This window comes from Pseudoalteromonas sp. MMG013, from assembly GCF_018100885.1.
GTDB lineage: Bacteria > Pseudomonadota > Gammaproteobacteria > Enterobacterales > Alteromonadaceae > Pseudoalteromonas > Pseudoalteromonas aurantia.
Genome location: NZ_JAGJEE010000018.1, coordinates 1 through 23,196 on the forward strand (window position 1 = coordinate 1; position 23,196 = coordinate 23,196).

Below are 23,196 nucleotides of genomic sequence, written 5' to 3' on the forward strand. Positions count from 1 at the left end.
AACTCTTTCAGCTTCAACTCTTTCGGCTTCAAGTTGCTTTGCTTGCTCTTTAGCGAGTTGCCCTTCTTGTGACTCTTGTTGTGCTTGCTGTTCAGCTTCTTTCTTGCCAAAACCTAACCAAGACAAAAATTTATTCTTTTTTCCCATACTCGCTAAATACCATGTCAATAAATCTGATAAACTAAACTACAGTTTTGAGTTGACTCCGATGACAGAGCCTGCCCAAAACAACGTGTATGATCAGCCTTATCTTCCTACTTACCAATAGTTAGCATTAAAAGTAAGGGGATAAAGCTGACCTAAAATTAAAAATTGCTGCGCAGTGTAACATGTTCCTAAGGGATGAAAAATGCACGCTAAGTGATTTATAACATATGAAACATTCAGATAGTGCGAACTGGCATACAATGAGAAAGAAAACCCCTGTTAAAAAAGTAAACGCCGATGGATTTATTCGAATTATTAGCGGAAAATTCCGAGGCAGAAAGCTGCCAGTTAAAAACGTAGAGGGGTTAAGGCCCACAACGGATAGAATGAAAGAAACTGTGTTTAATTGGTTAATGCAAGATACCAGAGACGCCAGAGTATTAGACTGCTTTGCGGGTTCTGGTGGCCTTGGTTTTGAAGCAATATCACGCTTTGCTGAGCATACTGATTTTATCGAATTAGACAAATATGCGGCGGCACAAATACAAAAAAATATCGATACATTAGAACTAAACCATGCACAGATATTTAATAACAATAGTATTACTTTTTTAGAAAAAGGAAATACAGGCAAACCATATAGCTTAGTATTTGTAGATCCCCCTTTTAGAAAAGACTTGGCGCATCTTTGCTGTCATGCTTTAGAAACCCATAATTGGCTTACTAATGACGCTATTATTTACGTTGAAATTGAAAAAGAGCTCGATTTTAGCGCCCCAAAAGAATGGCAGTTATTAAAAGAAAAGCAAGCAGGACAAGTACTTTGTAAGCTATATCAACGTTCGGCGCTAGCAAGCATTTAATTTGCGCTAATTTAAGCTTTACATATGGTAAGGCTTCAGATTACAATACCGCACCATTTTTGAACCACTTGATCAATCTTTGATCAGCGTGAGCATAGCTCATTAATTAGGTAGGTGAATTTTTAATGCCAGTAATTAAAGTAAGAGAGAACGAACCATTTGACGTAGCACTTCGTCGTTTCAAGCGTTCATGTGAAAAAGCAGGTATCCTTTCAGAAGTTCGTCGTCGCGAGCATTATGAAAAGCCAACAGCAGAGCGTAAGCGTAAAAAAGCTGCTGCAGTAAAGCGTCATATGAAAAAGCTTTCTCGCGAAAACGCACGTCGCGTTAAATTATACTAATTTGTTTAGGTCTTGTATAAATGAGCCTTTTAATTAAGCTAAAAGACGCACAGAAAGAAGCCATGCGCGCAAAAGACAAGATTCGTCTTGGTGCAATTCGTATGGTACTTGCTGAAATTAAACAGCGTGAAATTGATAACCGTGTAACACTAGATGACGCAGGTATTACCTCTGTACTAGTGAAACTGGTTAAGCAACGTCGTGACTCATATACTCAGTTTACTGATGCTGGTCGCGAAGATTTAGCTGAAATTGAAGCTAATGAAATCAAGGTGCTTGAAACTTTCTTGCCTCAGCCTTTGACTGATGAAGAAATCATTGCTTTGATTGATTCTGCTGTTACCGATACTGGTGCTGCAGGTATGCAAGACATGGGTAAAGTTATGGGTATAATCAAGTCTAAAGCTGAAGGTCGCGCCGATATGGGCAAAATCTCAGGTTTAATTAAACAACGATTAAGCGCATAGTCCCAACATACATAAAGTATGATTAAGTAAACCGAGCCTTGCGCTCGGTTTCTTCGTATAAGCATTAAATTTTTGTTAGGAACGCTACAATAGCGACATAGCATATGGCTGGAAAAATCCCAAGACAATTTATTGATGACTTGCTTGCCAGAACCGATATTGTCGATCTTATAGACGCGCGTATCGGATTAAAAAAAGCAGGTAAAGATTATCAAGCTTGCTGTCCATTCCATAACGAAAAATCCCCTTCTTTTACCGTCGCTAGAGACAAACAGTTCTATCATTGTTTTGGCTGTGGTGCGAATGGTAATGCTATTTCATTTATTATGGAGTACGACAAGCTCGAGTTTGTTGATGCGATTGAAGAGCTGGCAAACTTACTTAACCTCGAAGTACCTCGAGAGCATGGCTCTGGAGCTCCAGAACGCAGTATTGAACAAAAACGTTCAGATTATGACTTGATGTTACAAACCGCACAGTTTTATCAGCATCAACTTAAACATCATAAAAATGCAGCTAATGTAATTGAGTATGTCAAAGGTCGAGGGCTCTCAGGAGAAACCGTTCAACGTTACATGATGGGCTATGCACCTCCTGAATGGGAAAGCTTATGTCAACAAATCGGCCGTACAAACGCACATAAACAGCAGCTCGTTGAATTAAAGCTCGCCTCAGAAAAAACACCAGGTCGACAGTTTGATTTTTTCCGTGACCGCTTAATGTTCCCTATCAGAGATAAACGAGGACGTGTTATTGCCTTTGGTGGGCGTGTAATGGGCGCAGATCAAGGACCTAAATACTTAAACTCCCCAGAAACCCGTATTTTTCACAAAGGGTTTGAGCTGTATGGTTTATACGAAGCTAAACAAGCGAACAATAAACTTGAGCAAATCCTCATTGTTGAAGGGTATATGGATGTAGTAGCACTTGCTGAGCAAGGAATTTCTTATTCAGTAGCAGCTTTAGGCACAGCGACAACCGCAGAACATATGCAAACTCTATTTCGTACAACCGACAAAGTAATATGTTGCTACGATGGAGATAGAGCTGGGCGCGATGCTGCATGGCGCGCACTTGAACATGCTTTACCAAACTTAAAAGACGGGAAAGCATTACAATTTGTATTTTTACCTGATGGCGAAGATCCTGACTCATTAGTGCAGCAAGAAGGTAAAGATGCATTTGAGGCCCGCTACCACTCAGCTGATGATTTCTCTAAAGTACTTTTTAATAAATTAGCGCAAAGCTGTGAATTAACTTCAGATGCTGGCAAAGCTAAGTTAATGAGTGATGCATTACCACTCATTAGTAAAGTACCCAGCGAGTACTACCAAGAAGGTTTGCTTAATACCCTTGCCAAATTAATAGGCCGTACACGTGAACAGCTAAGTACAAAACTCACGACACCAAAGCAACAGCAAAACATTGAGCGCAAATTTAAAGTGACTCCGATGCGCAGAGCGATAGGTTTACTTGTACAATATCCTAAATTAGCAACAAATATTGAGTATTTACCTGACTTAGCATTAATGAAAATACCCGGTATTGAATTGCTATTAAGACTTCAATCAGTATGTTTACAGCATCCACAATACACGAGTGCTCAACTCCTAGAGTCTTTTCGTGATCAGCCTGAATATGACTCCTTGAGAAAACTCGCAGTGTGGCGGCATGACATCGATGAGCAAGCTCTAGTAAAAGAATTTCAGCATACTTTCAAATTTATTGAAGATCAGTGTTTAAATTTTCGGTTAGAGACATTATTAATAAAAGACAAAACTCAGGGCCTAAATAGTGATGAAAGACTAGAATGTGCATTATTAACTCAAGCTTTGACTAGCAGAAGAACTAGTCAAAATTAATTTTTGCTGTTATAATGTTCTATTCACGTGCGTCACGTAAATTATTCAGGTGTAGTAACTGGCGCCTGTTGTATCAACTTATCAGAGTGGAAGCATAATTCTCTATGGATCAAACTCCTCAGTCACAACTCAAACTTCTGATTCAGAAAGGTAAAGAGCAAGGTTACTTAACGTTTGCAGAAGTTAACGATCACCTTCCACAAGACATAATAGACTCAGATCAAGTAGAAGATATTATAAGCATGATCAATGATATGGGTATTAAGGTTGCTGAAAATGCGCCTGATGCCGATGAATTGATGATGCAGGAAACCACAACCGATGAAGACGCAGCGGAAGCTGCTGCAGCTGCATTGGCAACGGTAGAAAAAGAAATTGGTCGTACAACTGACCCTGTGCGTATGTACATGCGTGAAATGGGTACTGTTGAGCTATTAACTCGTGAAGGCGAAATAAAAATCGCTAAGCGAATTGAAGAAGGTATCAATCAGGTACAAATCTCTGTCGCAGAGTACCCTGAAGCAATTACTTATTTACTTGAACAATGGGATAAATTTGAAGCAGAAGAAATGCGCCTTAGTGACATTGTTTCTGGTTTCTTTGATCCTGATGCTGAAGAGACACAAATTACTGCAACACACATTGGTTCTGAGCTAAGTGATAAAGATTTAGCCGATGAAGACAATGAGTCTGACGACGACGATGACGAAGATGAGGTAGACACAGGGCCAGATCCTGAAGAAGCGCGCGAGCACTTTGAAAAGTTACGTTCGTTATATACAGCAGCTCGTAAAGTATTTGAATCTAAAGGCCGTTCACACCCTGATGCGCAAGTTGCAATTCAGGAAATTGGTGACTTATTCCGTACTTTCAAACTTGTACCTAAACAGTTTGACCGTATGGTTAACAATATGCGTGAAATGATGGACCGTGTTCGGGTTCAAGAACGTATTGTTATGAAGCAAGCTGTACAAATAGCAAAAGTTCCAAAGAAAACATTTGTTAAGCATTTCGCTAACAACGAAACGGATATGGCATGGGTTGATGCTGAAATCGCTGCTGGCGAAAAATATTCAGCTAAACTAGCTGAAGTAAAGCCTGAAATCGAACGCTGCATCAATAAGCTGAGTGTAATTGAAGAAAGTACCGGTCTGAGCATCGAGCGTATAAAAGACATCAACCGTCGAATGAGTATTGGTGAAGCAAAAGCCCGCCGTGCGAAAAAAGAAATGGTTGAAGCAAACTTACGTCTTGTAATCTCTATTGCGAAAAAATACACCAACCGAGGCTTACAATTCTTGGATCTGATCCAAGAAGGTAACATTGGTTTGATGAAAGCGGTAGATAAGTTTGAATACCGCCGTGGTTATAAGTTCTCAACTTATGCGACTTGGTGGATCCGTCAGGCTATCACTCGTTCAATTGCCGACCAAGCACGTACTATTCGTATTCCAGTACATATGATTGAAACGATTAACAAATTAAATCGTATTTCACGTCAAATGCTGCAAGAAATGGGTCGTGAGCCTAGCCCTGAAGAGCTGGCTGAGCGCATGATGATGCCAGAAGACAAAATTCGTAAAGTACTGAAAATTGCCAAAGAGCCAATCTCAATGGAGACGCCCATTGGTGATGATGAAGACTCACATCTTGGTGATTTCATCGAAGACACAACGATTGAGTCTCCAATTGATTCAGCAACAATGGAAAGCCTTCGTGGTGCCACCAATGAAGTGCTGGCAGGCTTAACAGCAAGAGAAGCGAAAGTATTACGTATGCGTTTTGGTATTGATATGAATACCGACCATACACTTGAAGAAGTTGGTAAACAGTTTGACGTAACCCGAGAGCGTATTCGTCAGATTGAAGCGAAGGCATTACGCAAGTTGCGTCATCCGTCTCGCTCAGATCTATTAAAAAGCTTCTTAGATGTAAAAGGCTAATATGCTTTTTACAAAAAGATTTTTATAAAAAAGGCCGCTTTAGCGGCCTTTTTGTTGACACATTAATTAGGAATAATCATGGCTTGGATCCAAATCCGAATTCACGCAAATAAAGACTCTGCCGACCAACTTAGTGACTTATTACTGGATGTTGGCTGCCCTTCCGTGACCTTTATGGACGCCAGTAACAACCCAGTGTATGAACCAAAACCAGGCGAAGTGATCTTATGGCCTGATACACTTGTTATCGGTTTATTTGATGCTGCACATAATATGGATGTAGTCGTTGCCTATCTGCAAACCAATAGCACCTCTGAGCTTACCTATAAGATTGAGCAGCTTGAAGATAAAGACTGGGAACGTGAGTGGATGGATAACTTCCACCCGATTAAATTTGGCGAGCGCCTTTGGATCTGTCCGAGCTGGAGAGATATTCCAGAACCAGACGCTGTGAATGTATTACTCGACCCAGGCCTTGCGTTTGGAACCGGGACTCATGCTACCACATCACTGTGCTTAAAGTGGCTTGAACGCCAAGATTTATCCGGTAAAACCGTCGTTGATTTTGGCTGTGGCTCAGGCATCCTAGGCATTGCAGCCATTAAGCTTGGCGCTGAGCGCGTGATCGGTATCGATATCGACCCTCAGGCACTCGCTGCAAGTAAAGATAATGCAGGGCGCAATGGTGTTGCTGATCAGCTTGAAGTCTATTTACCGGAAAACCAACCTGAATTTAGTGCTGATATTGTGGTTGCCAATATTCTCGCTCAACCTCTGCGAGAGCTGCACGAAATCATTTTAGCATTTCTAAAACCAGGTGGTGAAATCGCCATGTCAGGAATTTTAGAAGAGCAAGCTCAGTCTGTTGCAACAGTTTACGCGCCATTTATTCAACTTGATGACATTGCACAAGAGGGTGAATGGACACGTGTAAGTGGCCATAAAAATATCCGTGAGAGTTAGTAGTTTGTAACTGGTAAAGCCTCGCTTTAACAGGCTTTACCATTTATTTTCATAAAACAGTCTGAACACTTTTCAATCACCATGAAAAATTCAGATTAAAAAACAGTCAAATAAATCGAACTCTCAAACTGTTATAAAAAGTCAACCCACTAAGTTTAAAAAAAAAGCAATAATGTTCAATTTATAGCCTTTGATTTTTGCAAAAAAAGCCGTAAACTTAGCGCCCCTTGAAAAGAGGCAGATTGAACTACTGTGCGTATTGGTCCTTACCAACTTGATAACAACATTATTGTGGCCCCTATGGCAGGGATCACAGATAGACCGTTTAGACAACTTTGCCGCCAATTAGGGGCTGGGTTAGCTGTTTCGGAAATGATGTCTTCAAATCCAAAGGTATGGAAAACTGACAAATCGATGAACCGCATGGATCATAGTGGTGAGTCAGGCGTTCGTTCAGTACAAATTGCTGGTGCCGATCCGGAATTAATGGCGCAAGCAGCTCAGTTCAATGTTGCAAATGGGGCACAGATCATAGATATCAATATGGGCTGCCCCGCAAAGAAAGTGAATAAAAAGCTGGCAGGCTCAGCATTGTTACAATATCCAGATTTAGTGGAAGAGATAGTTGATGCGGTAGTAAATGCTGTTGAAGTACCTGTAACACTTAAAATCCGCACAGGATGGAATACGGAAAATCGTAACGGGGTTGAGATTGCCAAAATTGCTGAACGTAATGGCATTGCTTCACTTGCTGTACATGGCCGCACAAAAGCGTGTATGTACAAAGGTGAGGCTGAATATGTCACGATTAGGGATATAAAACGTTCGGTATCAATACCAGTGGTTGCCAATGGTGATATCACATCACCAGAGAAAGCGAAGCAGGTACTGGAATATACGGGTGCAGATGCCATCATGATTGGTCGAGCCGCCCAAGGTCGCCCTTGGATTTTTAGGGAGATAGACCACTTTTTGCGAACTGGAAAACACCTACCTACGCCAGAAATATCTGAAGTACGTAGTATTTTGATGGAGCATTTAATTAATCTTCATCAGTTTTACGGGGAGCCAATGGGAGCGCGTATCGCACGTAAACATGTATCTTGGTATTTGCAAACCCATGACCAAGCAGGTCAGTTTAGGCGAGTATTCAATGCCCTCGAAGCGCCAAATGAGCAAATCGAGGCATTGGAAAAATACTTTGAAACACTAGCAGCTAACTAAGAAAGAAAGAGACATACGATGTTCGAACAAAATGTGACTTCTCCATTTATCACTAACGCTCATGTTCAGTCACAAGAGAAACCGCAACCTTTACGTGATGCAGTAAAAAAAGCTGTTCACCACTATTTAAAGCAGCTTAATGGTCAAGATGTACAAGACGTATACGACCTTGTTCTTTCTGAGCTAGAAGCGCCATTACTTGAAGAAGTAATGACGTATACACGTGGTAACCAAACACGTGCAGCAATCTTATTAGGTATCAATCGTGGTACTCTTCGTAAGAAGCTAAAAAAATATGGCATGAACTAAGCACTGCTTAATTCATACTAAATACAAAAAGCACTTAATTGTGCTTTTTGTATTTTATAGCGCATTTTTCTCGCTGACTTTGTTCTTGCTTATCACCTTATCTTTACATTAAATCCTTGCTAACCAAATAAATTGTAATTTTCTCAACCGCACTTTTGTCTTTTCCATCGTTTTCTTCTCCTAGATAGGCTAAAATAGCGCCCTTCTAAGCTAGCCCTTAACTTATCATTGAGGAAACTCTAACCATCATGGATATACATCGTCCAATTCGTCGCGCACTATTAAGTGTGTCAGATAAAACCGGTATCGTTGAATTAGCCCAAGCACTGAGTGCACAAGGCGTTGAAATTTTATCAACTGGCGGTACATATAAATTATTAGCTGATAACGGCATTGCTGCCACGGAAGTATCTGACTATACAGGTCACCCTGAAATCATGGATGGCCGCGTTAAAACACTTCACCCGAAAGTGCATGGCGGCATCTTAGCCCGTCGCGGTCAAGATGAAGGCGTTATGGCAGAAAACGATATTTCTGCAATTGACATGGTTGTGGTTAACTTATACCCCTTTGCACAAACTGTTGCAAAAGCTAACTGCAGCCTTGAAGACGCAATTGAAAACATTGATATCGGCGGCCCAACTATGGTTCGTGCAGCAGCAAAAAATCACAAAGATGTGACTATTGTTGTTAATGCGCAAGACTACACCCGCGTTATTACTGAACTGAACGAAAACAATGGTTCAACAACCTACCAAACACGCTTTGATCTTGCTATTGCCGCTTATGAGCACACAGCGCAGTACGATGGTATGATTGCCAATTACTTTGGTAAAATGGTGCCTGATTACACTGAAGAAGCAGCCGTTGAGACTAAGTTCCCACGCACTATCAATATGCAGTTCACTAAAAAGCAAGACATGCGCTATGGTGAAAACTCTCACCAAGATGCGGCTTTTTATGTTGAGAATGATTTACAAGAAGCATCTGTTGCAACCGCAACACAGTTACAAGGTAAAGCGCTTTCTTTCAACAATATTGCTGATACCGATGCAGCCCTTGAATGTGTCAAAGAATTTGACGCACCTGCATGTGTGATTGTGAAACATGCCAACCCATGTGGAGTGGCCGTTGACGAAAACATTTTAGCTGCATACGACAGAGCGTTCAAAACAGACCCAACGTCTGCCTTTGGCGGTATCATTGCATTTAACCGTGAGCTAGACGCAACAACAGCCGAAGCAATTGTTGCACGCCAGTTTGTAGAAGTAATTATTGCTCCAAGCATCAGTGAAGAGGCCGCTCAAATCGTTGCCGCAAAGAAAAACGTCCGTTTATTAGAGTGTGGACAATGGGGTGTAAAAACAACTCAGTCAGATATCAAGCGTGTAAATGGTGGTGTTTTAGTTCAAGACCGCGACCAAGGTATGGTTACGCTTGATGACTTAACAGTTGTGTCAAAACGTCAACCAACAGAGCAAGAGCTTAAAGATTTACTATTTTGCTGGAAAGTCGCTAAATTTGTTAAGTCAAACGCGATTGTCTATGCCCGTGACGGAATGACGATTGGTGTTGGTGCGGGTCAAATGAGCCGCGTTTATTCAGCTAAAATTGCTGGTATAAAAGCCGCTGATGAGAACTTAGAAGTAAAAGGTTCAGTCATGGCATCTGATGCATTCTTCCCATTCCGCGATGGTATTGATGCAGCAGCTGCTGCTGGTATTACTGCCGTCATACAGCCTGGCGGCTCAATGCGTGACGAAGAAGTCATTGCCGCAGCTGATGAAGCTGGCATGGCAATGGTATTAACTGGCATGCGTCACTTCCGCCATTAATCTACTCGCACGAAACGTTTATCGTTTCGTGCTTTTTGTTTGCCCTAAATTCAAGTATTCTGCTTAAAACACAATCACAAAAGTGAAGGACAGAAAAATGAAATTTGGATTAAAAACACTGCTTGCAGCAAGTATCGTAGCCGCTATTGCCGGCTGTGCTAGTAATGGAAACTCAGGCTCTCAAGCCGCTTCTGAACTCGTTTCTGCTGCAAATAATGCTGAGCGTACGGAAAAAAATCGTGCGCGTGATCAGTATCGAAACCCTGTTGAAACACTTGATTTCTTCGGTCTACAAGCTGATATGACCGTGGTAGAAATTGCACCTGGGGGAGGATGGTATTCTGAGATACTTGCACCTGCTGTTAAAGGCAACGGTACTCTGTATGCTGCGCACTTCCCAGCAGACTCAGAGGTTAAGTACTATCAACGCTCTTTAGCTGGCTTTAAAGATAAAGTTACAAAAGATAACCGTTTTAGCGAAGTGAAAATAACCGAATTTGCACCGCTTACACATTCAGATATCGCGCCGACAGGCTCTGCTGATATGGTGCTTACATTTAGAAATGTCCATAACTGGTATATGCGTCAAGGTGATGAAGGTGTATTAAATGCATTTCAAGCATTTAACAAAGCACTCAAACCAGGCGGTGTACTCGGTGTAGTTGAACACCGTTTGCCTGAACATCGTGATGATGCAGATCAAAAACGATCTGGCTATATGAAACAAAGTTATGTCGTTGATATAGCGAAAAAAGCAGGATTCGAATTAGTGGCTGAAAGTGATGTGAACGCTAACCCCTTAGACAGTGCTAATCACCCAAAAGGTGTTTGGACATTGCCACCACGCTTAGCATTGGGTGATAAAAATGCAGATCAATATAAAGCGATTGGGGAAAGTGACCGCATGACGCTCAAATTTAAAAAGCTTTAATAGGAAAATTAAGCCATGAATGTACTGGTCATTGGCAGTGGCGGTCGTGAACACGCTCTTGCGTTCAAAGCCGCTCAAAACCCTTCAGTAAAAACTGTTTTTGTCGCACCTGGTAATGCAGGTACGGCGCTTGAGCCTAAATTAGAAAATATTGATATCAAGGTGGAAGATCTAGATTCACTGGTATCTTTTTCAAAAGAAAACAATGTTGAACTTACCATTGTAGGCCCAGAAGTACCCTTGGTGCTAGGTGTTGTTGACCGCTTCCGTGAAGAAGACCTTGCGATTTTTGGTCCTACTGCTGCAGCCGCACAACTTGAAGGATCAAAGTCGTTCACCAAAGACTTTTTAGCGCGACATAACATTCCTACTGCTGACTACCAAACTTTTGAACAGATCGAGCCTGCGCTTGCGTACTTGCAAGAAAAAGGTGCTCCGATTGTGATCAAAGCAGACGGCTTAGCGGCAGGTAAAGGTGTTATTGTCGCCATGACAGAAGCTGAAGCTGAAGAGGCCATTCGCGACATGCTCGCTGGTAATGCATTTGGTGAAGCTGGTAGCCGTGTCGTAATTGAAGAGTTTCTTGAAGGTGAAGAAGCTTCATTTATCGTAATGGTTGATGGCAAAAACGTGTTACCGTTCGCCACCAGTCAAGATCATAAACGTGCATTTAATGGCGATTTAGGTCCAAACACTGGTGGTATGGGGGCATACTCCCCAGCACCCGTTGTCACAGCTGACATTCATCAACGGATCATGGATGAAGTTATTTTTCCAACCGTCAATGGTATGGCAAATGAAGGTAACCCATATACAGGCTTTTTATACGCAGGTCTGATGATTGCTGCTGATGGTACACCTAAAGTGATTGAATATAACTGTCGTTTTGGTGACCCTGAAACGCAACCAATTATGCTTCGTTTGCAATCAGATCTTGTTGAATTGATTGAAGCCGCTAACCGACAAGAGCTTGATAGCACCCCAATTAAATTTGACCCACGTGCAGCTGTTGGTGTGGTTTTAGCAGCGAAAGGCTACCCTGCAAGTTATCCTAAAGGCGATGTTATCTCTGGATTGCAGGTGAGCTATGCTGAAGGCGAAAAGGTATTTCATGCTGGTACCAAGCAAGACGGTGAGCATGTTGTTACAGCCGGTGGGAGAGTGTTGTGTGCAACCGCACTAGGGCATACCGTGACTGAAGCACAAAAGCGTGCATATGCTTTGGCTGCAGATATAAAATGGGATGGTGTCGAATATCGTACTGACATAGCCTATCGTGCCATCGCTAGAGAACTATAATTATCTCTAATAAGGCCAGCGCTCGCTGGCCTTTCTTTTATTACCACACTATCTGTGTGATTCGCATCACATGAAAAATTGGGTATACTCAATCCAATAGTCTAATTATTAGGATTGCGCTCATGACGGACAAATATCGCGTTGTATTTACGAGCTTAAATGAAGGTATCTCAGCCGCAGAAGCGACCACAAAGTTAAGCCAAAAGCTGAAAATTCCAGAGTCAAAAGTACAAGCGTTCTTTGCAGGCAAACCCCTATTCTCCATCGCAGATAAAGAAAAAAGTACTAAGCAGCTTAAACTGCTTGCTTCATTGGGCATACAAGCAAAACTTCAACCAGCTAGTTCTCCCTCTACCTCACAGCTCGCTCAAAGCCAACGTGATGAGAGATTGTTTGGTGCCTTAGACTATATTACAAGTAGTTTAATTCGAATTGAAGAACGTTTGGAAGAATTAGAGCAGCGCCTTCCTGAACAACTCCCTGAAAGTAATGAAAAAGCCTCAGAACAATGGGAAGATGATGAACTCTTCGAAGAGCTTGAATTAGACTCCCCTCCCCCGAAGCGCAGCAAAACAGTTCAATATGGCTTGGGTGCGATACTCATCATATTATTAATCATATTGGCACTTGCGATTGCTTTTCCTAACCTCGTAGCAATGTAACTATGAGTAACACATTTCAATATGCTTGCGATAAACACAGGCAAGATCGCGCAATAATTCGCCAGTCAGTTAGAAATGCACGTAAATCTCTGACGTATGAAGAGCAAAAAACAGCCGAAACAGCCCTTTGTATTAATTTTTCTCAACATGTAAAACCACCTAAAAACGCCAAAATCGCCCTGTATTTAAGTAATGATGGAGAACTCAAAACAAACAAATTAATTCAGTATCTTATAAAAGAAAATCACACTGTATACCTGCCTGTAATCCACCCTTTTAACGGCACTACATTACTATTTCAAAAGTATGAAGAAAATTCACCCATGGTGCATAACCGCTATGCTATCTTGGAACCTGAGTTGAATTGCAGTCATATATGCCCTTTGTACTCTCTAGATTACTTATTTACACCACTGGTTGCCTTTGATGAGTTTGGGAACAGACTTGGTATGGGGGGGGGCTATTACGATAAAACGTTGGCCAATTATTATCGTAACAACATCGCAAAGCCCATTGTCTTAGGTTTAGCTCATGACTGTCAAAAAGTTGAAAAGTTACCAATAGCGGCTTGGGACGTGCCACTGCAACATATATTAACGCCCTCTAAATTTTATACTTGGTAAATTATATCTCAGGTATTTAATCAGATATTTTGAGGTATACTGCGATAAATTTTGATAACAAAGTGAATTGCGTGATGACCCAAGATGAAATGAAAAAAGCGGCTGCATGGGCTGCACTGGATTACATACAAGAAAATACCATCGTTGGCGTAGGCACTGGGTCTACTGTTAACCATTTTATAGATGCACTTGGCTCAATTAAAGACACCATTAAAGGCGCGGTTTCTAGTTCTGAGGCATCTACAGAGAAGCTTAAAGCACTCGGTATTGAAGTATTTGAACTCAATGATGTGGCTCAGCTCGACGTTTACATAGATGGCGCTGATGAGATAAATCATAGTAATGACATGATCAAAGGCGGTGGTGCTGCTTTAACTCGAGAAAAAATAGTTGCTGCAGTAGCAAATAAATTTATCTGCATCGTTGACAATACCAAGCATGTCGAAACACTTGGTGCTTTTGCATTGCCCGTTGAAGTTATTCCAATGGCGAGAAGCTATGTCGCACGAGAATTGTTAAAGCTAGGTGGCGATCCGGTATATAGACATGGCGTAACAACGGATAATGGCAATGTTATCTTAGACGTTCATGGCTTAAGTATCTTAGAGCCAAAGCAACTTGAAGAGAAAATAAATCAAATCGTGGGCGTAGTGACAAATGGCTTATTTGCACAACGCGGCGCTGATATTGTTATAACCGGCACCCCTGAGGGTCCCAATATAAATTAACAGGAATGAGACATGAGTACGGTATCGTTAGCTAAAGAGAAAATCAAAATACTACTCCTAGAAGGTATTCACCAAAGTGCTGTAGAAACACTTAAACGTAATGGTTATAGTAATATTGATTATGTCAAAACGTCGCTACCTGAAAGTGAATTGATTGAGCGGATCAAAGATGTCCACTTCGTTGGGATCCGCTCTCGTACACATTTATCTCAGTCAGTGCTTAACGCAGCAGAAAAGTTAGTCGCAGTGGGATGTTTCTGCATTGGGACTAACCAAGTTGCACTCAACGCTGCAAGAGAGCGTGGTATCGCTGTATTTAATGCCCCTTTTTCGAATACCCGTTCTGTTGCAGAGCTGGTATTAGGTGAGATCTTATTACTGCTTAGAGGGATCCCACAAAGAAATGCGATGGCACATCGTGGAGAATGGCTAAAATCAGCAATCGGCTCGTATGAAGCTAGGGGTAAAACTCTCGGGATCATTGGTTATGGACATATTGGCACTCAACTTGGGATCATGGCTGAAAATATCGGAATGCGAGTAGAGTTTTACGATATTGAAGATAAGCTCACTTTAGGCAATGCACAACAAGTACAGAACTTAACTCATTTATTACAACGAGCTGATGTTATTAGTCTCCACGTTCCTGAAACACCATCAACTAAAAACCTCATTGGCTTAGCTGAGCTAGAGGTTATGAAACGCGGCGCTATTTTAATCAACGCATCTCGAGGTACTGTTGTCGATATTGACGCATTAGCTGAATCTTTACGTGACCAAAAATTAGCTGGAGCTGCGATTGATGTATTCCCTACAGAACCTAAATCTAACGATGAAGAGTTTATTTCCCCATTACGAGAATTTGATAATGTGATTTTAACTCCACACGTTGGCGGTTCTACACAAGAAGCACAAGAGAATATTGGTATTGAAGTCGCTGGAAAAATTGCTAAATACTCTGATAATGGCTCAACTTTAAGTGCAGTTAACTTTCCTGAGGTTTCTTTACCTGAGCTTGCCAATCGCAGCCGTTTACTCCATGTACACCAAAACCGCCCCGGAGTATTAACGCAAATAAACCAAGCTTTTGCGCAACACGGTATCAATATTGCTGCGCAATATCTACAAACTGACGACTCCATTGGTTATGTCGTGATTGACGTAGATAGCGATCATTCAGAAGTCGCATTAAAAGAGCTCAGCGCGGTGGAAGGGACTATAAGAGCCCGTATCTTACATTAATAGTAACTCACAGATAGGTGTAAATAGTGCTTAACATGGCTAAATACACCTGATCATCGGATAAAAGTCTGTTATTAAGCTATTTTCCGTGAACTTCCAAGTTCATTAATTTAGCTAATTCTTCAGGCTGTCCTGCAAGAGACATTACATGTTGTGATACTGTTTGAATATCACTATCACCCGGTAGAGATACTGAAACACGCAGTGATTCTTTTCCTTGTGCAAATGCAACAATTGCGTCCTTTGCAATCTGTGGAAGCGGCGCTTGTGTCAGTTGCATTTGTAGCATATTTTCAAAGCTCACTTGATCTAGTCCAGCCATCGCTACTTGATCACTCAATAGTTGTGCCAATTGGCCTTTATTTTCGATCTGAAGCTGTAAAGATTTTGGAGCTAGTTGCTGCATTGCGCCCATAAGTCTAGTTTGTATCTGTAGCTGTTCTTCCACAGTTAACGCGGCAACACTTTGCTGCTTTTGCATATCAAAAGATACATCCATTAAAGGGCCGCTATTGTTGAGCTCCATATCAAAGTCAAACTGTGCAATATTATGTGCTGCTAATGCCAACTTTAATTGGCTATATCCTGTTTCAGCATCAAAGGCCAATGACGTACTAAAATCATACTTCGCATCCAATAAAGGCTTGGGCGTATCAAGACTGTTGCTTTTAATCGCTTCAAAGAGCGAAAAACCATGGATGTTTACTTGCGTAAACTCACTAATGCTTTCTTCTTCATAACCAATAAGAACAATTTCATCAATTCCAAAAGCCGATACACCTTGTGGGTCCGAAACCATCAGACCATTGACAACAATATTACCATTAAACATATTCACTGAGGCATCGGCATAGTCAAACTGCATACCTGAATCCCCAACAGCAATAGCTAGTTGGGTTTGTAATTTCTCATCAACAACTTGATTCATATGTGATTGCAATGCCACATACCCTGCTGCAAGTGCGCCTGTGACTAACAACATAATGACTGATTTTTTCATCTATTTTTCCATTTTAAAATAAAGCTTCAAGGGCATCACTTAAACAGTTAACAGCGATGACTTCCATACCCTCGATGATTTCCTTTGGTTTATTTGCGCTTGGTACAATAGCACGTTTAAAGCCATGCTTAGCAGCCTCTTTTAACCTTTCCTGGCCACTGGGTACAGGCCTAATTTCACCGCCAAGCCCGACTTCACCAAATACCACTAACTCACGGTCTAATGCATAATTCTTAAAACTCGACACCAGTGCGGTAATAAGTGCTAAATCAGCACTTGTTTCCGACACTTTAACGCCGCCCACAACATTGACGAACACATCTTGGTCAGCAACTTGCAAACCTCCATGGCGGTGCAAGACAGCGAGTAACATAGCGAGTCGATTTTGTTCCAAGCCAACCGTTACCCTTCTAGGGTTTGCGAGCTGTGAATAATCCACCAGCGCCTGTACTTCAACAAGCAATGGACGCGTTCCTTCCCAAATAACCATCACCAAAGATCCTGGTGTTTGCTCCTCTCCTCGATTAAGGAAAATAGCCGATGGGTTACTGACCTCTTTAAGCCCTTGCCCTGTCATCGCAAAAACCCCCAACTCATTGACGGCTCCAAAACGGTTTTTGTTACCTCGTAAGGTTCGAAATCGACTGTCGCTACTCCCTTCAAGTAAGATAGAACAATCTATACAGTGCTCCAATACTTTAGGGCCCGCAAGAGAGCCATCTTTTGTGACATGACCAACCATAAAAATAGCAACCTGATTTTGCTTCGCAAAACGCGTTAAATACGCCGCACTTTCTCGCACTTGAGATACACTTCCAGGGGCTGATTGAACATCACTCATATGCATGACTTGAATTGAATCAATAACCATAATGCTTGGCTTTTCTTTCAACGCTAACTGACAAATCGTTTCTACATTGGTTTCAGCTAATGTCCTTAATTTGTTGGTCGGTAAACCTAACCTATGGGCTCGCATAGCGACTTGCTGCAGAGACTCTTCACCTGTCACATAGAGCGTGTTCATTGATTCAGCAAGTAAACACATCGTTTGCAACAACACTGTACTTTTACCGGCACCGGGAGATCCCCCTATCAAAATTGCACTTCCAGGTACAACCCCGCCCCCAAGCACTCGATCGAACTCTTTAAAACCTGTTGAAAAACGCGGTAGACTTTCTAAATTCACTTCATCCAGAGTTTGTACTGTTGCTTCAACCATACCTGCATACCCAGACATTGCTGAACCTTTTGGTGGTGCTTTCACCGACGGTACTCTAAACTCTGTCACCGTATTCCAAGCGCGACATTCTGAGCATTGCCCTTGCCAACGCGCAAATTCCGCACCGCAATCATTACACACAAACGCAGTTTTCTTTTTCACCATAATAAAGGCACACTTATTGCTTAATTAATTTTTAATCTAACTTATCCGGCAATATATACGAAATACTGGCACTAACAAGCTGAGTTTCTGTAATTGTTTACGAATAATGTTAACTATGACCTAATATTGTCATAGTATTGGCTAAGTATTTAGAAAATTATAACGATATAGCCTCAGGGCAAGAATACAGGTAAGAATACGGTTCATTTATGGCTGAAGATAAGCTGCAAAAATATCAACCCCTCATCGACGATTTAAAGTTGCAATTAGGCGATCCTAATTTTGACCAAATTTTTGCACAAACGACTTCTTCGCTGTCAAAACCAGATCAATTCTTATTAAAAATGGAGATGTCTCGACTCTCTCAGCCAGTAGCCCGATTTATTGACTTACGAGGCCAAGTCGCTGGTGAAGTTAAACCTTACGAACATGATGGTAAGCAGCACTTTATGGACAATGTTGCTATTGATGTATTTGAGGAAGAATTAGCAAGACATGGAAAATATACTTTAGCTGTATACGAAGCAGTAATGCACACTGAAAATAATTACAAGGTGATGCAAAAAAACCTAGATGAGCAAGGGGCATCTTCACAATCTGAAAAGCAGCTAGCCAATGGAACAAAGCTTATACGCTTTGCTTCCTATGAAAGTCGCTGTGAAGAGCGAATGAATTACTCGATTAAAATTACCGTTGACTTAGGTAAAGAAGGCACTGTATCGGCCACTACATCTGACATTTCCCTCAGTGGTGCAAAGATAAAGCTTTCTCCAAATTACTCTCTTGTACCAGAGCAACTCATTGGTATTAGATTGGTTGGCTTAGAACAAGACTTTGAGTTGGGATTAAAAGGAGGGGTTCAATATGAAGTTGTTGCTGTTGAGCCTGTTTCGAGGGACTACCAACACATACGTCTAAAACGGACTTTTATTGAAAATAACTCTGGATTTGATGAATTTTTACAGAGCTTTATACATGGAAATAAGCGCCGCTATAAAATAAACCTCGATAACACAATGGACGCGGTTGTATGCAAAGGATATGAACAATTTTATTTACCTAGAGTGAGCTCATTATTCATATACTTCGCAAAGAAAGGCAAACACTTACTTCCGACCATTGCGCTAACGAATGAAAATAACGCATACATAAACTACTACTTTGAAGACGAACGTAAAATTTCATGCTTATATAGTATTTTTAGTCAAAGTAGGTTAGCGCGAATACTTGCATTTCCAAACGCCGTCAAAGAAGCGACTGTGTATACTTTCACACACTCCAATGGTGGCAAAATATACTACTATTCAGCCTTTGGATATGAACTTGACGAACATCCAGAACTCAAAGCCTTGTTTCTTGGCTTTGGTAGCCAAAAAGAGAGCTGGCGTACCTATAAAGTTCAGCTCATGCCTAGCCATCACGAAGATGCCTTTATTCCTCTATCTTTACCTCTTAGCGCAGGAAAGAATGTGGAAAAGCTCAACAAAAGACCGACGCCTCGAGTGCAAGGTATTATCCAAGACGTAAAATTCTTGATGCTACTAACTGATATTTCAAGTAAACAGCAATTAAATGCTTATCAAGCCCATCAATTTGATAGTAACTCAGTAAATAAGCTAAAAGCATTCGGCCATGGTAAAGCCACAAACCCGCCATCACTCGAAGTTGTTGCGTTAGAATACGTAAACTTACGCTCTCATAAGCGCTATTTATACAAAACAGCCGTCACCATGCACGTTGATTCTGAACACGCTGACTCTGGTAATACCCGAGACTTTTCAGTGATGGGGTTACAACTCGAGACACCATCACCTTCGACCGTTAAAAAAGGTGACATTGTTCATTTAGAACTGCCCGACTTGCAAAAAATAACTAAACAACATCAACTGAATAACCTTAGATATGAAGTTATGGCTGTCAGTAAATCTAAAACCATTATAAATCTCAAGGTCAGCAGGTTAACAGATTTACCTCATGTCGGAATGGAGTTTTTTAAACAGCTTATTGACATGAATAAAAGCAAACTACACGCATGTGAAGAAACACCAAAAATCCCGGGGCTATCTACTGCACTCAGAAACATGGTCACAAAAAGTGTATGCCAATTTCCACTATATATTCATAAAGAATCGGCACTATTTAATATTGGTGCTATCGGCCTTGGCCTATACCCAACAAATCTGCATAAATTATTAATGTCCTATCATACAGGGGGCGTTGAGCACTTAGATGCTACCAACCTGTTCCCTGAGAACTTCATTGAAGAGCATTTAAACGAGGCATTCCGTCATATTAGTCGCCAAGATAAGCCTTTAAAATATACTGTATTTGTTCGTTTTGACAGTACCAAAGAACACCTATCCGATGCGATAAAAAGTCAATGTATTGCTTTTGATGAACCGATAGAGCCGCTTTACTTGTTTTTGAAAAAAGCGATTAAGAAAGACATACTATTTGTATTCCATTTGCATATTTCCAAAACCGGGCGTCCTGATACCGATTATTTGGCAAATGAATTACGATACGTCAGTCACTACGCATTACACAAAGCTAAGGATCTAGAAGAGGCACTGTGGTCTGTAACCGGTGTGTGTGACTTAATCGATATTAGTGATGAAGCAATACGTCAACTTGATGTTGAGCCGCGGCTTATCAAAGCCATGCTAGAACGCAAAAAACAGTGGTCAGACGGGCTTCTGCATTAATCAGGGCCCGTATATCGCGCTAAGCTAACAGCCCAAATAGAGTTAAAGCTGCAACAAGTGCTAAAAACAGCAATACATTACGTTTCACTAATCGCATCATGCATGTTGCCTCATAAGTACATCCAACATATTGCTGCTCTATTTGCTCTGCTGCTAACGCTGTTGTCGTTACAAGCTTGCGGTTTGATGTTGAAAAGTCCAGTGCATACTTAATAAAATGGTGTGTTCCTTTAGAGAAGTTACCAATAATCAAGTAACCAAAACTCGTAAGTCGTGCAGGTAGCCAGTTTAATATAAACAATAATGCATTTAATCGTACTTGATGGCGTGCATAAGGTGATGTTTGTGATTGCTCACTCGCAATATCAAACGCTGAACGAATTGATGCGTATAACACAGCGCCGGGTATGCCTAGTAACACAAACCAAAACATCACAGCACAATAATAACGGAAGTTTATCCATGCTAGCGTTTGCCCGAACCACTCCCCGTCTTGCTCACACTCAGTCCTAATTTGGCCCATTTGCAACGCATAAAGTGTAGCGGCTTCTTTGTCTCCGCGCGTTAAGGCATTCAGATAGCCTTTATACTTTTTCCTCGGCACGGCACACCCAAAACATATAAGGAGCAAAACAGTATTTATAGTGAACTGCCAAACTATGAAATCTGAAATTTGATATACCGCAGCAATCAAAAGCACGGGAAGCAGTAAATAAGATATGAACCCCATATCTTTGTTTAACAATTTACTGATAGTCTTATTGTCGTAGCCTGACTTCAAATAACGCGTCAAATAATAATCTATTTGCCAATGTAAACTACGTGCACCTAATCGCTCTAATGCCAAAGCAAGAATAATAGAGATTAAGATCATAACCTGTCTCTTTTTATGTAATTAAATCTAAAAGTTTTTGCCACTTAAATATAGCGCCAGGGTCTGTTTTTCTTCCCGGTGCTATATCACAATGCCCCACAATTCTATCCAGTGAAATAGCAGGATAATTGTGCCTAATTTCTCGGGTCAATGCAGCTAAACTAGCATATTGCTCAGAGGAATACTCTATGCAATCTGTTCCCTCAAGCTCTATACCTATACTAAAGTCGTTGCATCTTGCTCGTCCAGCAAACTCTGAGACCCCAGCATGCCAAGCCCGTTTACCAAATGGGACATATTGCAATACGGAGCCATCTCTGCGAATAAAGCAATGCGCCGACACTTTTAATCCTCGTAAATCAGAAAAACTCGGATGTGCATCACAATTTAGCTGTCCAGTAAATAAACTATCAACATAAGGCGTACCAAATTGCCCCGCTGGTAGTGAAATATTATGAATCACCAACAATGATATCTCTTCACTATCTGGTCTGTCATCAAAAAATGTACAAGGACGAGGAGATGCCAAATTCGACCAATCTCGTTGGGTCATGTCATTCACTTATTTAATCATTTAATCTATTTTTACCATAACAAGCTTTATTTAAATTCACTACCTTGATTGTGTAATAGTCCGCTACGCAGTAAAATTTACTGAATTCTCTTAAATATAAACATATAAGTGACGGTACTATGCAAAGCCAACTCATCACATCTGAACTCATTACTTCATTGGTGACCCAAGCATTAAATGAAGACTTAAATTTTCAAACAGCCAGTGATGGTGATATTACCGCACAATTGATCCCTGAAACACAACAAGCAAATGCTTTTGTTATTACGCGTGAAGATTGCATATTTTGTGGCGCAGACTTAATTTTAGAAGTATTCAAACAGGTTGACCCGAGTGTTGTTGTGAATGTATTAGTCAAAGATGGTGAGAAAGTGACTGCAAACACCAAATTATTTACAGCTAAAGGGTCGGCCCGCGCAATATTAACTGCTGAGCGTACCGCTTTAAACTTTGTCCAGTCACTCAGTGGGACAGCAACCACAACCGCACAGTACGTTGCAGCACTTGCAGGCAGTAATACACAACTACTTGATACGCGAAAAACAATCCCAGGCCTACGTGCATTGCAAAAATATGCGGTCACCTGTGGTGGTGGTAAAAACCATAGAATAGGTTTATTTGACGCTTTTTTAATAAAAGAAAACCACATCGCTGCATGTGGTGGGATAAATGCAGCTGTCGCTCAAGCCAAAGCGAGTCATGCAGACAAAGCGGTAGAAGTTGAGGTTGAAAACTTAGATGAGTTAAAGCAAGCGCTGGAAGCAGGTGCAGATATTATTATGCTTGATAACTTCAGCGTGCCTGATATTCAAAATGCTGTAGCACTCACTCAAGGGAAAGCCAAATTAGAAGTCTCTGGTAATATGACAATCGAGACCCTTACTACTTACGCGCAAGCTGGCGTGGACTTTATTTCTAGCGGTGCACTTACAAAAAACTTACAAAGTATCGACCTTTCCATGCGTTTCGATACTTAATCGAGATCAATAAGAGGGTGATCAAGTCAAAAATAGCCACCTAATCAATTGACAGGTAAATGAAAAAAAACTTTAATACGAACAAAGAACCAGAATGTAACAAAAAATTTATCAATAATGGTTAAATTGATGATAAAGTATGGTTAGTTTCAGCTTACCGCTGAGTTACAGGCTAAAATATCATTAATTTTTCTTGTTACTATCAGTAATTGTTATTAAAGTATTAGCCAGTAATGACCGATA

At 41.1% G+C, this 23,196-nt stretch carries 21 protein-coding genes; 17 read left to right on the forward strand and 4 right to left on the reverse strand.

All coding sequences use genetic code 11. The features are described 5' to 3' along the window. Positions 1-407 precede the first annotated feature (407 nt). The 15 genes from rsmD to serA all read left to right on the forward strand — a co-directional run bounded on the left by rsmD (position 408) and on the right by serA (position 15,439). On the forward strand, positions 408-1,010 hold the full coding sequence (gene rsmD, locus J8L98_RS15720) for a 16S rRNA (guanine(966)-N(2))-methyltransferase RsmD (RefSeq protein WP_210997275.1): 603 nt from the start codon (positions 408-410) through the stop codon (positions 1,008-1,010). A 125-nt stretch (positions 1,011-1,135) separates the two neighbouring features. After that, on the forward strand, positions 1,136-1,351 hold the full coding sequence (gene rpsU, locus J8L98_RS15725; RefSeq protein ID WP_010362466.1) for a 30S ribosomal protein S21: 216 nt from the start codon (positions 1,136-1,138) through the stop codon (positions 1,349-1,351). 20 nt (positions 1,352-1,371) lie between these two features. After that, on the forward strand, positions 1,372-1,818 hold the full coding sequence (locus J8L98_RS15730) for a GatB/YqeY domain-containing protein (protein WP_210997218.1): 447 nt from the start codon (positions 1,372-1,374) through the stop codon (positions 1,816-1,818). A 104-nt stretch (positions 1,819-1,922) separates the two neighbouring features. After that, positions 1,923-3,680 (forward strand): DNA primase, encoded by a 1,758-nt coding sequence (gene dnaG / locus J8L98_RS15735; RefSeq protein WP_210997219.1) that lies wholly within the window; start codon positions 1,923-1,925, stop codon positions 3,678-3,680. A 104-nt stretch (positions 3,681-3,784) separates the two neighbouring features. Further along, positions 3,785-5,623 (forward strand): RNA polymerase sigma factor RpoD, encoded by a 1,839-nt coding sequence (gene rpoD, locus J8L98_RS15740; RefSeq protein WP_192508604.1) that lies wholly within the window; start codon positions 3,785-3,787, stop codon positions 5,621-5,623. A gap of 78 nt (positions 5,624-5,701) precedes the next feature. Beyond that, complete coding sequence (gene prmA, locus J8L98_RS15745) at positions 5,702-6,586, forward strand: 50S ribosomal protein L11 methyltransferase (RefSeq protein ID WP_210997220.1); 885 nt, start codon at positions 5,702-5,704, stop codon at positions 6,584-6,586. A 252-nt stretch (positions 6,587-6,838) separates the two neighbouring features. Beyond that, positions 6,839-7,810 carry a tRNA dihydrouridine synthase DusB gene (dusB, locus tag J8L98_RS15750; RefSeq protein WP_192508606.1) on the forward strand — a complete coding sequence of 324 codons (972 nt, stop codon included), beginning with the start codon at positions 6,839-6,841 and terminating at the stop codon, positions 7,808-7,810. 18 nt (positions 7,811-7,828) lie between these two features. Next, entirely contained in the window at positions 7,829-8,119 is a 291-nt protein-coding gene (gene fis / locus J8L98_RS15755; protein WP_005491017.1) for a DNA-binding transcriptional regulator Fis, read from the forward strand. Positions 8,120-8,367: 248 nt separating this feature from the next. Beyond that, on the forward strand, positions 8,368-9,954 hold the full coding sequence (gene purH / locus J8L98_RS15760) for a bifunctional phosphoribosylaminoimidazolecarboxamide formyltransferase/IMP cyclohydrolase (protein ID WP_210997221.1): 1,587 nt from the start codon (positions 8,368-8,370) through the stop codon (positions 9,952-9,954). 97 nt (positions 9,955-10,051) lie between these two features. Beyond that, on the forward strand, positions 10,052-10,885 hold the full coding sequence (locus tag J8L98_RS15765) for a class I SAM-dependent methyltransferase (protein ID WP_210997222.1): 834 nt from the start codon (positions 10,052-10,054) through the stop codon (positions 10,883-10,885). Positions 10,886-10,900: 15 nt separating this feature from the next. Beyond that, positions 10,901-12,184, forward strand: coding sequence for a phosphoribosylamine--glycine ligase (purD, locus tag J8L98_RS15770; RefSeq protein WP_210997223.1), 1,284 nt, complete (start codon positions 10,901-10,903; stop codon positions 12,182-12,184). A gap of 122 nt (positions 12,185-12,306) precedes the next feature. After that, positions 12,307-12,846, forward strand: coding sequence for a hypothetical protein (locus J8L98_RS15775; protein WP_192508610.1), 540 nt, complete (start codon positions 12,307-12,309; stop codon positions 12,844-12,846). Between the two features lie 2 nt (positions 12,847-12,848). Next, on the forward strand, positions 12,849-13,469 hold the full coding sequence (locus tag J8L98_RS15780; protein WP_210997224.1) for a 5-formyltetrahydrofolate cyclo-ligase: 621 nt from the start codon (positions 12,849-12,851) through the stop codon (positions 13,467-13,469). Between the two features lie 74 nt (positions 13,470-13,543). Then, positions 13,544-14,197 carry a ribose-5-phosphate isomerase RpiA gene (rpiA, locus tag J8L98_RS15785; protein ID WP_210997276.1) on the forward strand — a complete coding sequence of 218 codons (654 nt, stop codon included), beginning with the start codon at positions 13,544-13,546 and terminating at the stop codon, positions 14,195-14,197. A gap of 12 nt (positions 14,198-14,209) precedes the next feature. Next, positions 14,210-15,439, forward strand: a complete 1,230-nt coding sequence (serA, locus tag J8L98_RS15790) for a phosphoglycerate dehydrogenase (protein WP_192508612.1) — start codon at positions 14,210-14,212, stop codon at positions 15,437-15,439. A gap of 79 nt (positions 15,440-15,518) precedes the next feature. Here the strand turns inward: serA and J8L98_RS15795 are convergent, their stop codons facing one another. Both J8L98_RS15795 and radA read right to left on the reverse strand, forming a co-directional pair. Continuing rightward, positions 15,519-16,439 carry a hypothetical protein gene (locus tag J8L98_RS15795; protein WP_210997225.1) on the reverse strand — a complete coding sequence of 307 codons (921 nt, stop codon included), beginning with the start codon at positions 16,437-16,439 and terminating at the stop codon, positions 15,519-15,521. A 13-nt stretch (positions 16,440-16,452) separates the two neighbouring features. Then, entirely contained in the window at positions 16,453-17,823 is a 1,371-nt protein-coding gene (gene radA, locus J8L98_RS15800) for a DNA repair protein RadA (protein ID WP_192508614.1), read from the reverse strand. A 209-nt stretch (positions 17,824-18,032) separates the two neighbouring features. Here radA and J8L98_RS15805 point away from each other — a divergent pair, with 209 nt between their 5' ends. Next, positions 18,033-20,528 carry a PilZ domain-containing protein gene (locus J8L98_RS15805; protein WP_210997226.1) on the forward strand — a complete coding sequence of 832 codons (2,496 nt, stop codon included), beginning with the start codon at positions 18,033-18,035 and terminating at the stop codon, positions 20,526-20,528. A 19-nt stretch (positions 20,529-20,547) separates the two neighbouring features. Here the strand turns inward: J8L98_RS15805 and ampE are convergent, their stop codons facing one another. Together ampE and ampD are read right to left on the reverse strand one after the other, a co-directional pair. After that, positions 20,548-21,402 (reverse strand): beta-lactamase regulator AmpE, encoded by an 855-nt coding sequence (gene ampE, locus J8L98_RS15810; protein WP_210997227.1) that lies wholly within the window; start codon positions 21,400-21,402, stop codon positions 20,548-20,550. A 13-nt stretch (positions 21,403-21,415) separates the two neighbouring features. Then, positions 21,416-21,955, reverse strand: coding sequence for a 1,6-anhydro-N-acetylmuramyl-L-alanine amidase AmpD (ampD, locus tag J8L98_RS15815; RefSeq protein ID WP_210997228.1), 540 nt, complete (start codon positions 21,953-21,955; stop codon positions 21,416-21,418). Between the two features lie 140 nt (positions 21,956-22,095). Here ampD and nadC point away from each other — a divergent pair, with 140 nt between their 5' ends. After that, positions 22,096-22,953, forward strand: a complete 858-nt coding sequence (gene nadC, locus J8L98_RS15820; RefSeq protein WP_210997229.1) for a carboxylating nicotinate-nucleotide diphosphorylase — start codon at positions 22,096-22,098, stop codon at positions 22,951-22,953. Positions 22,954-23,196 lie beyond the last annotated feature (243 nt).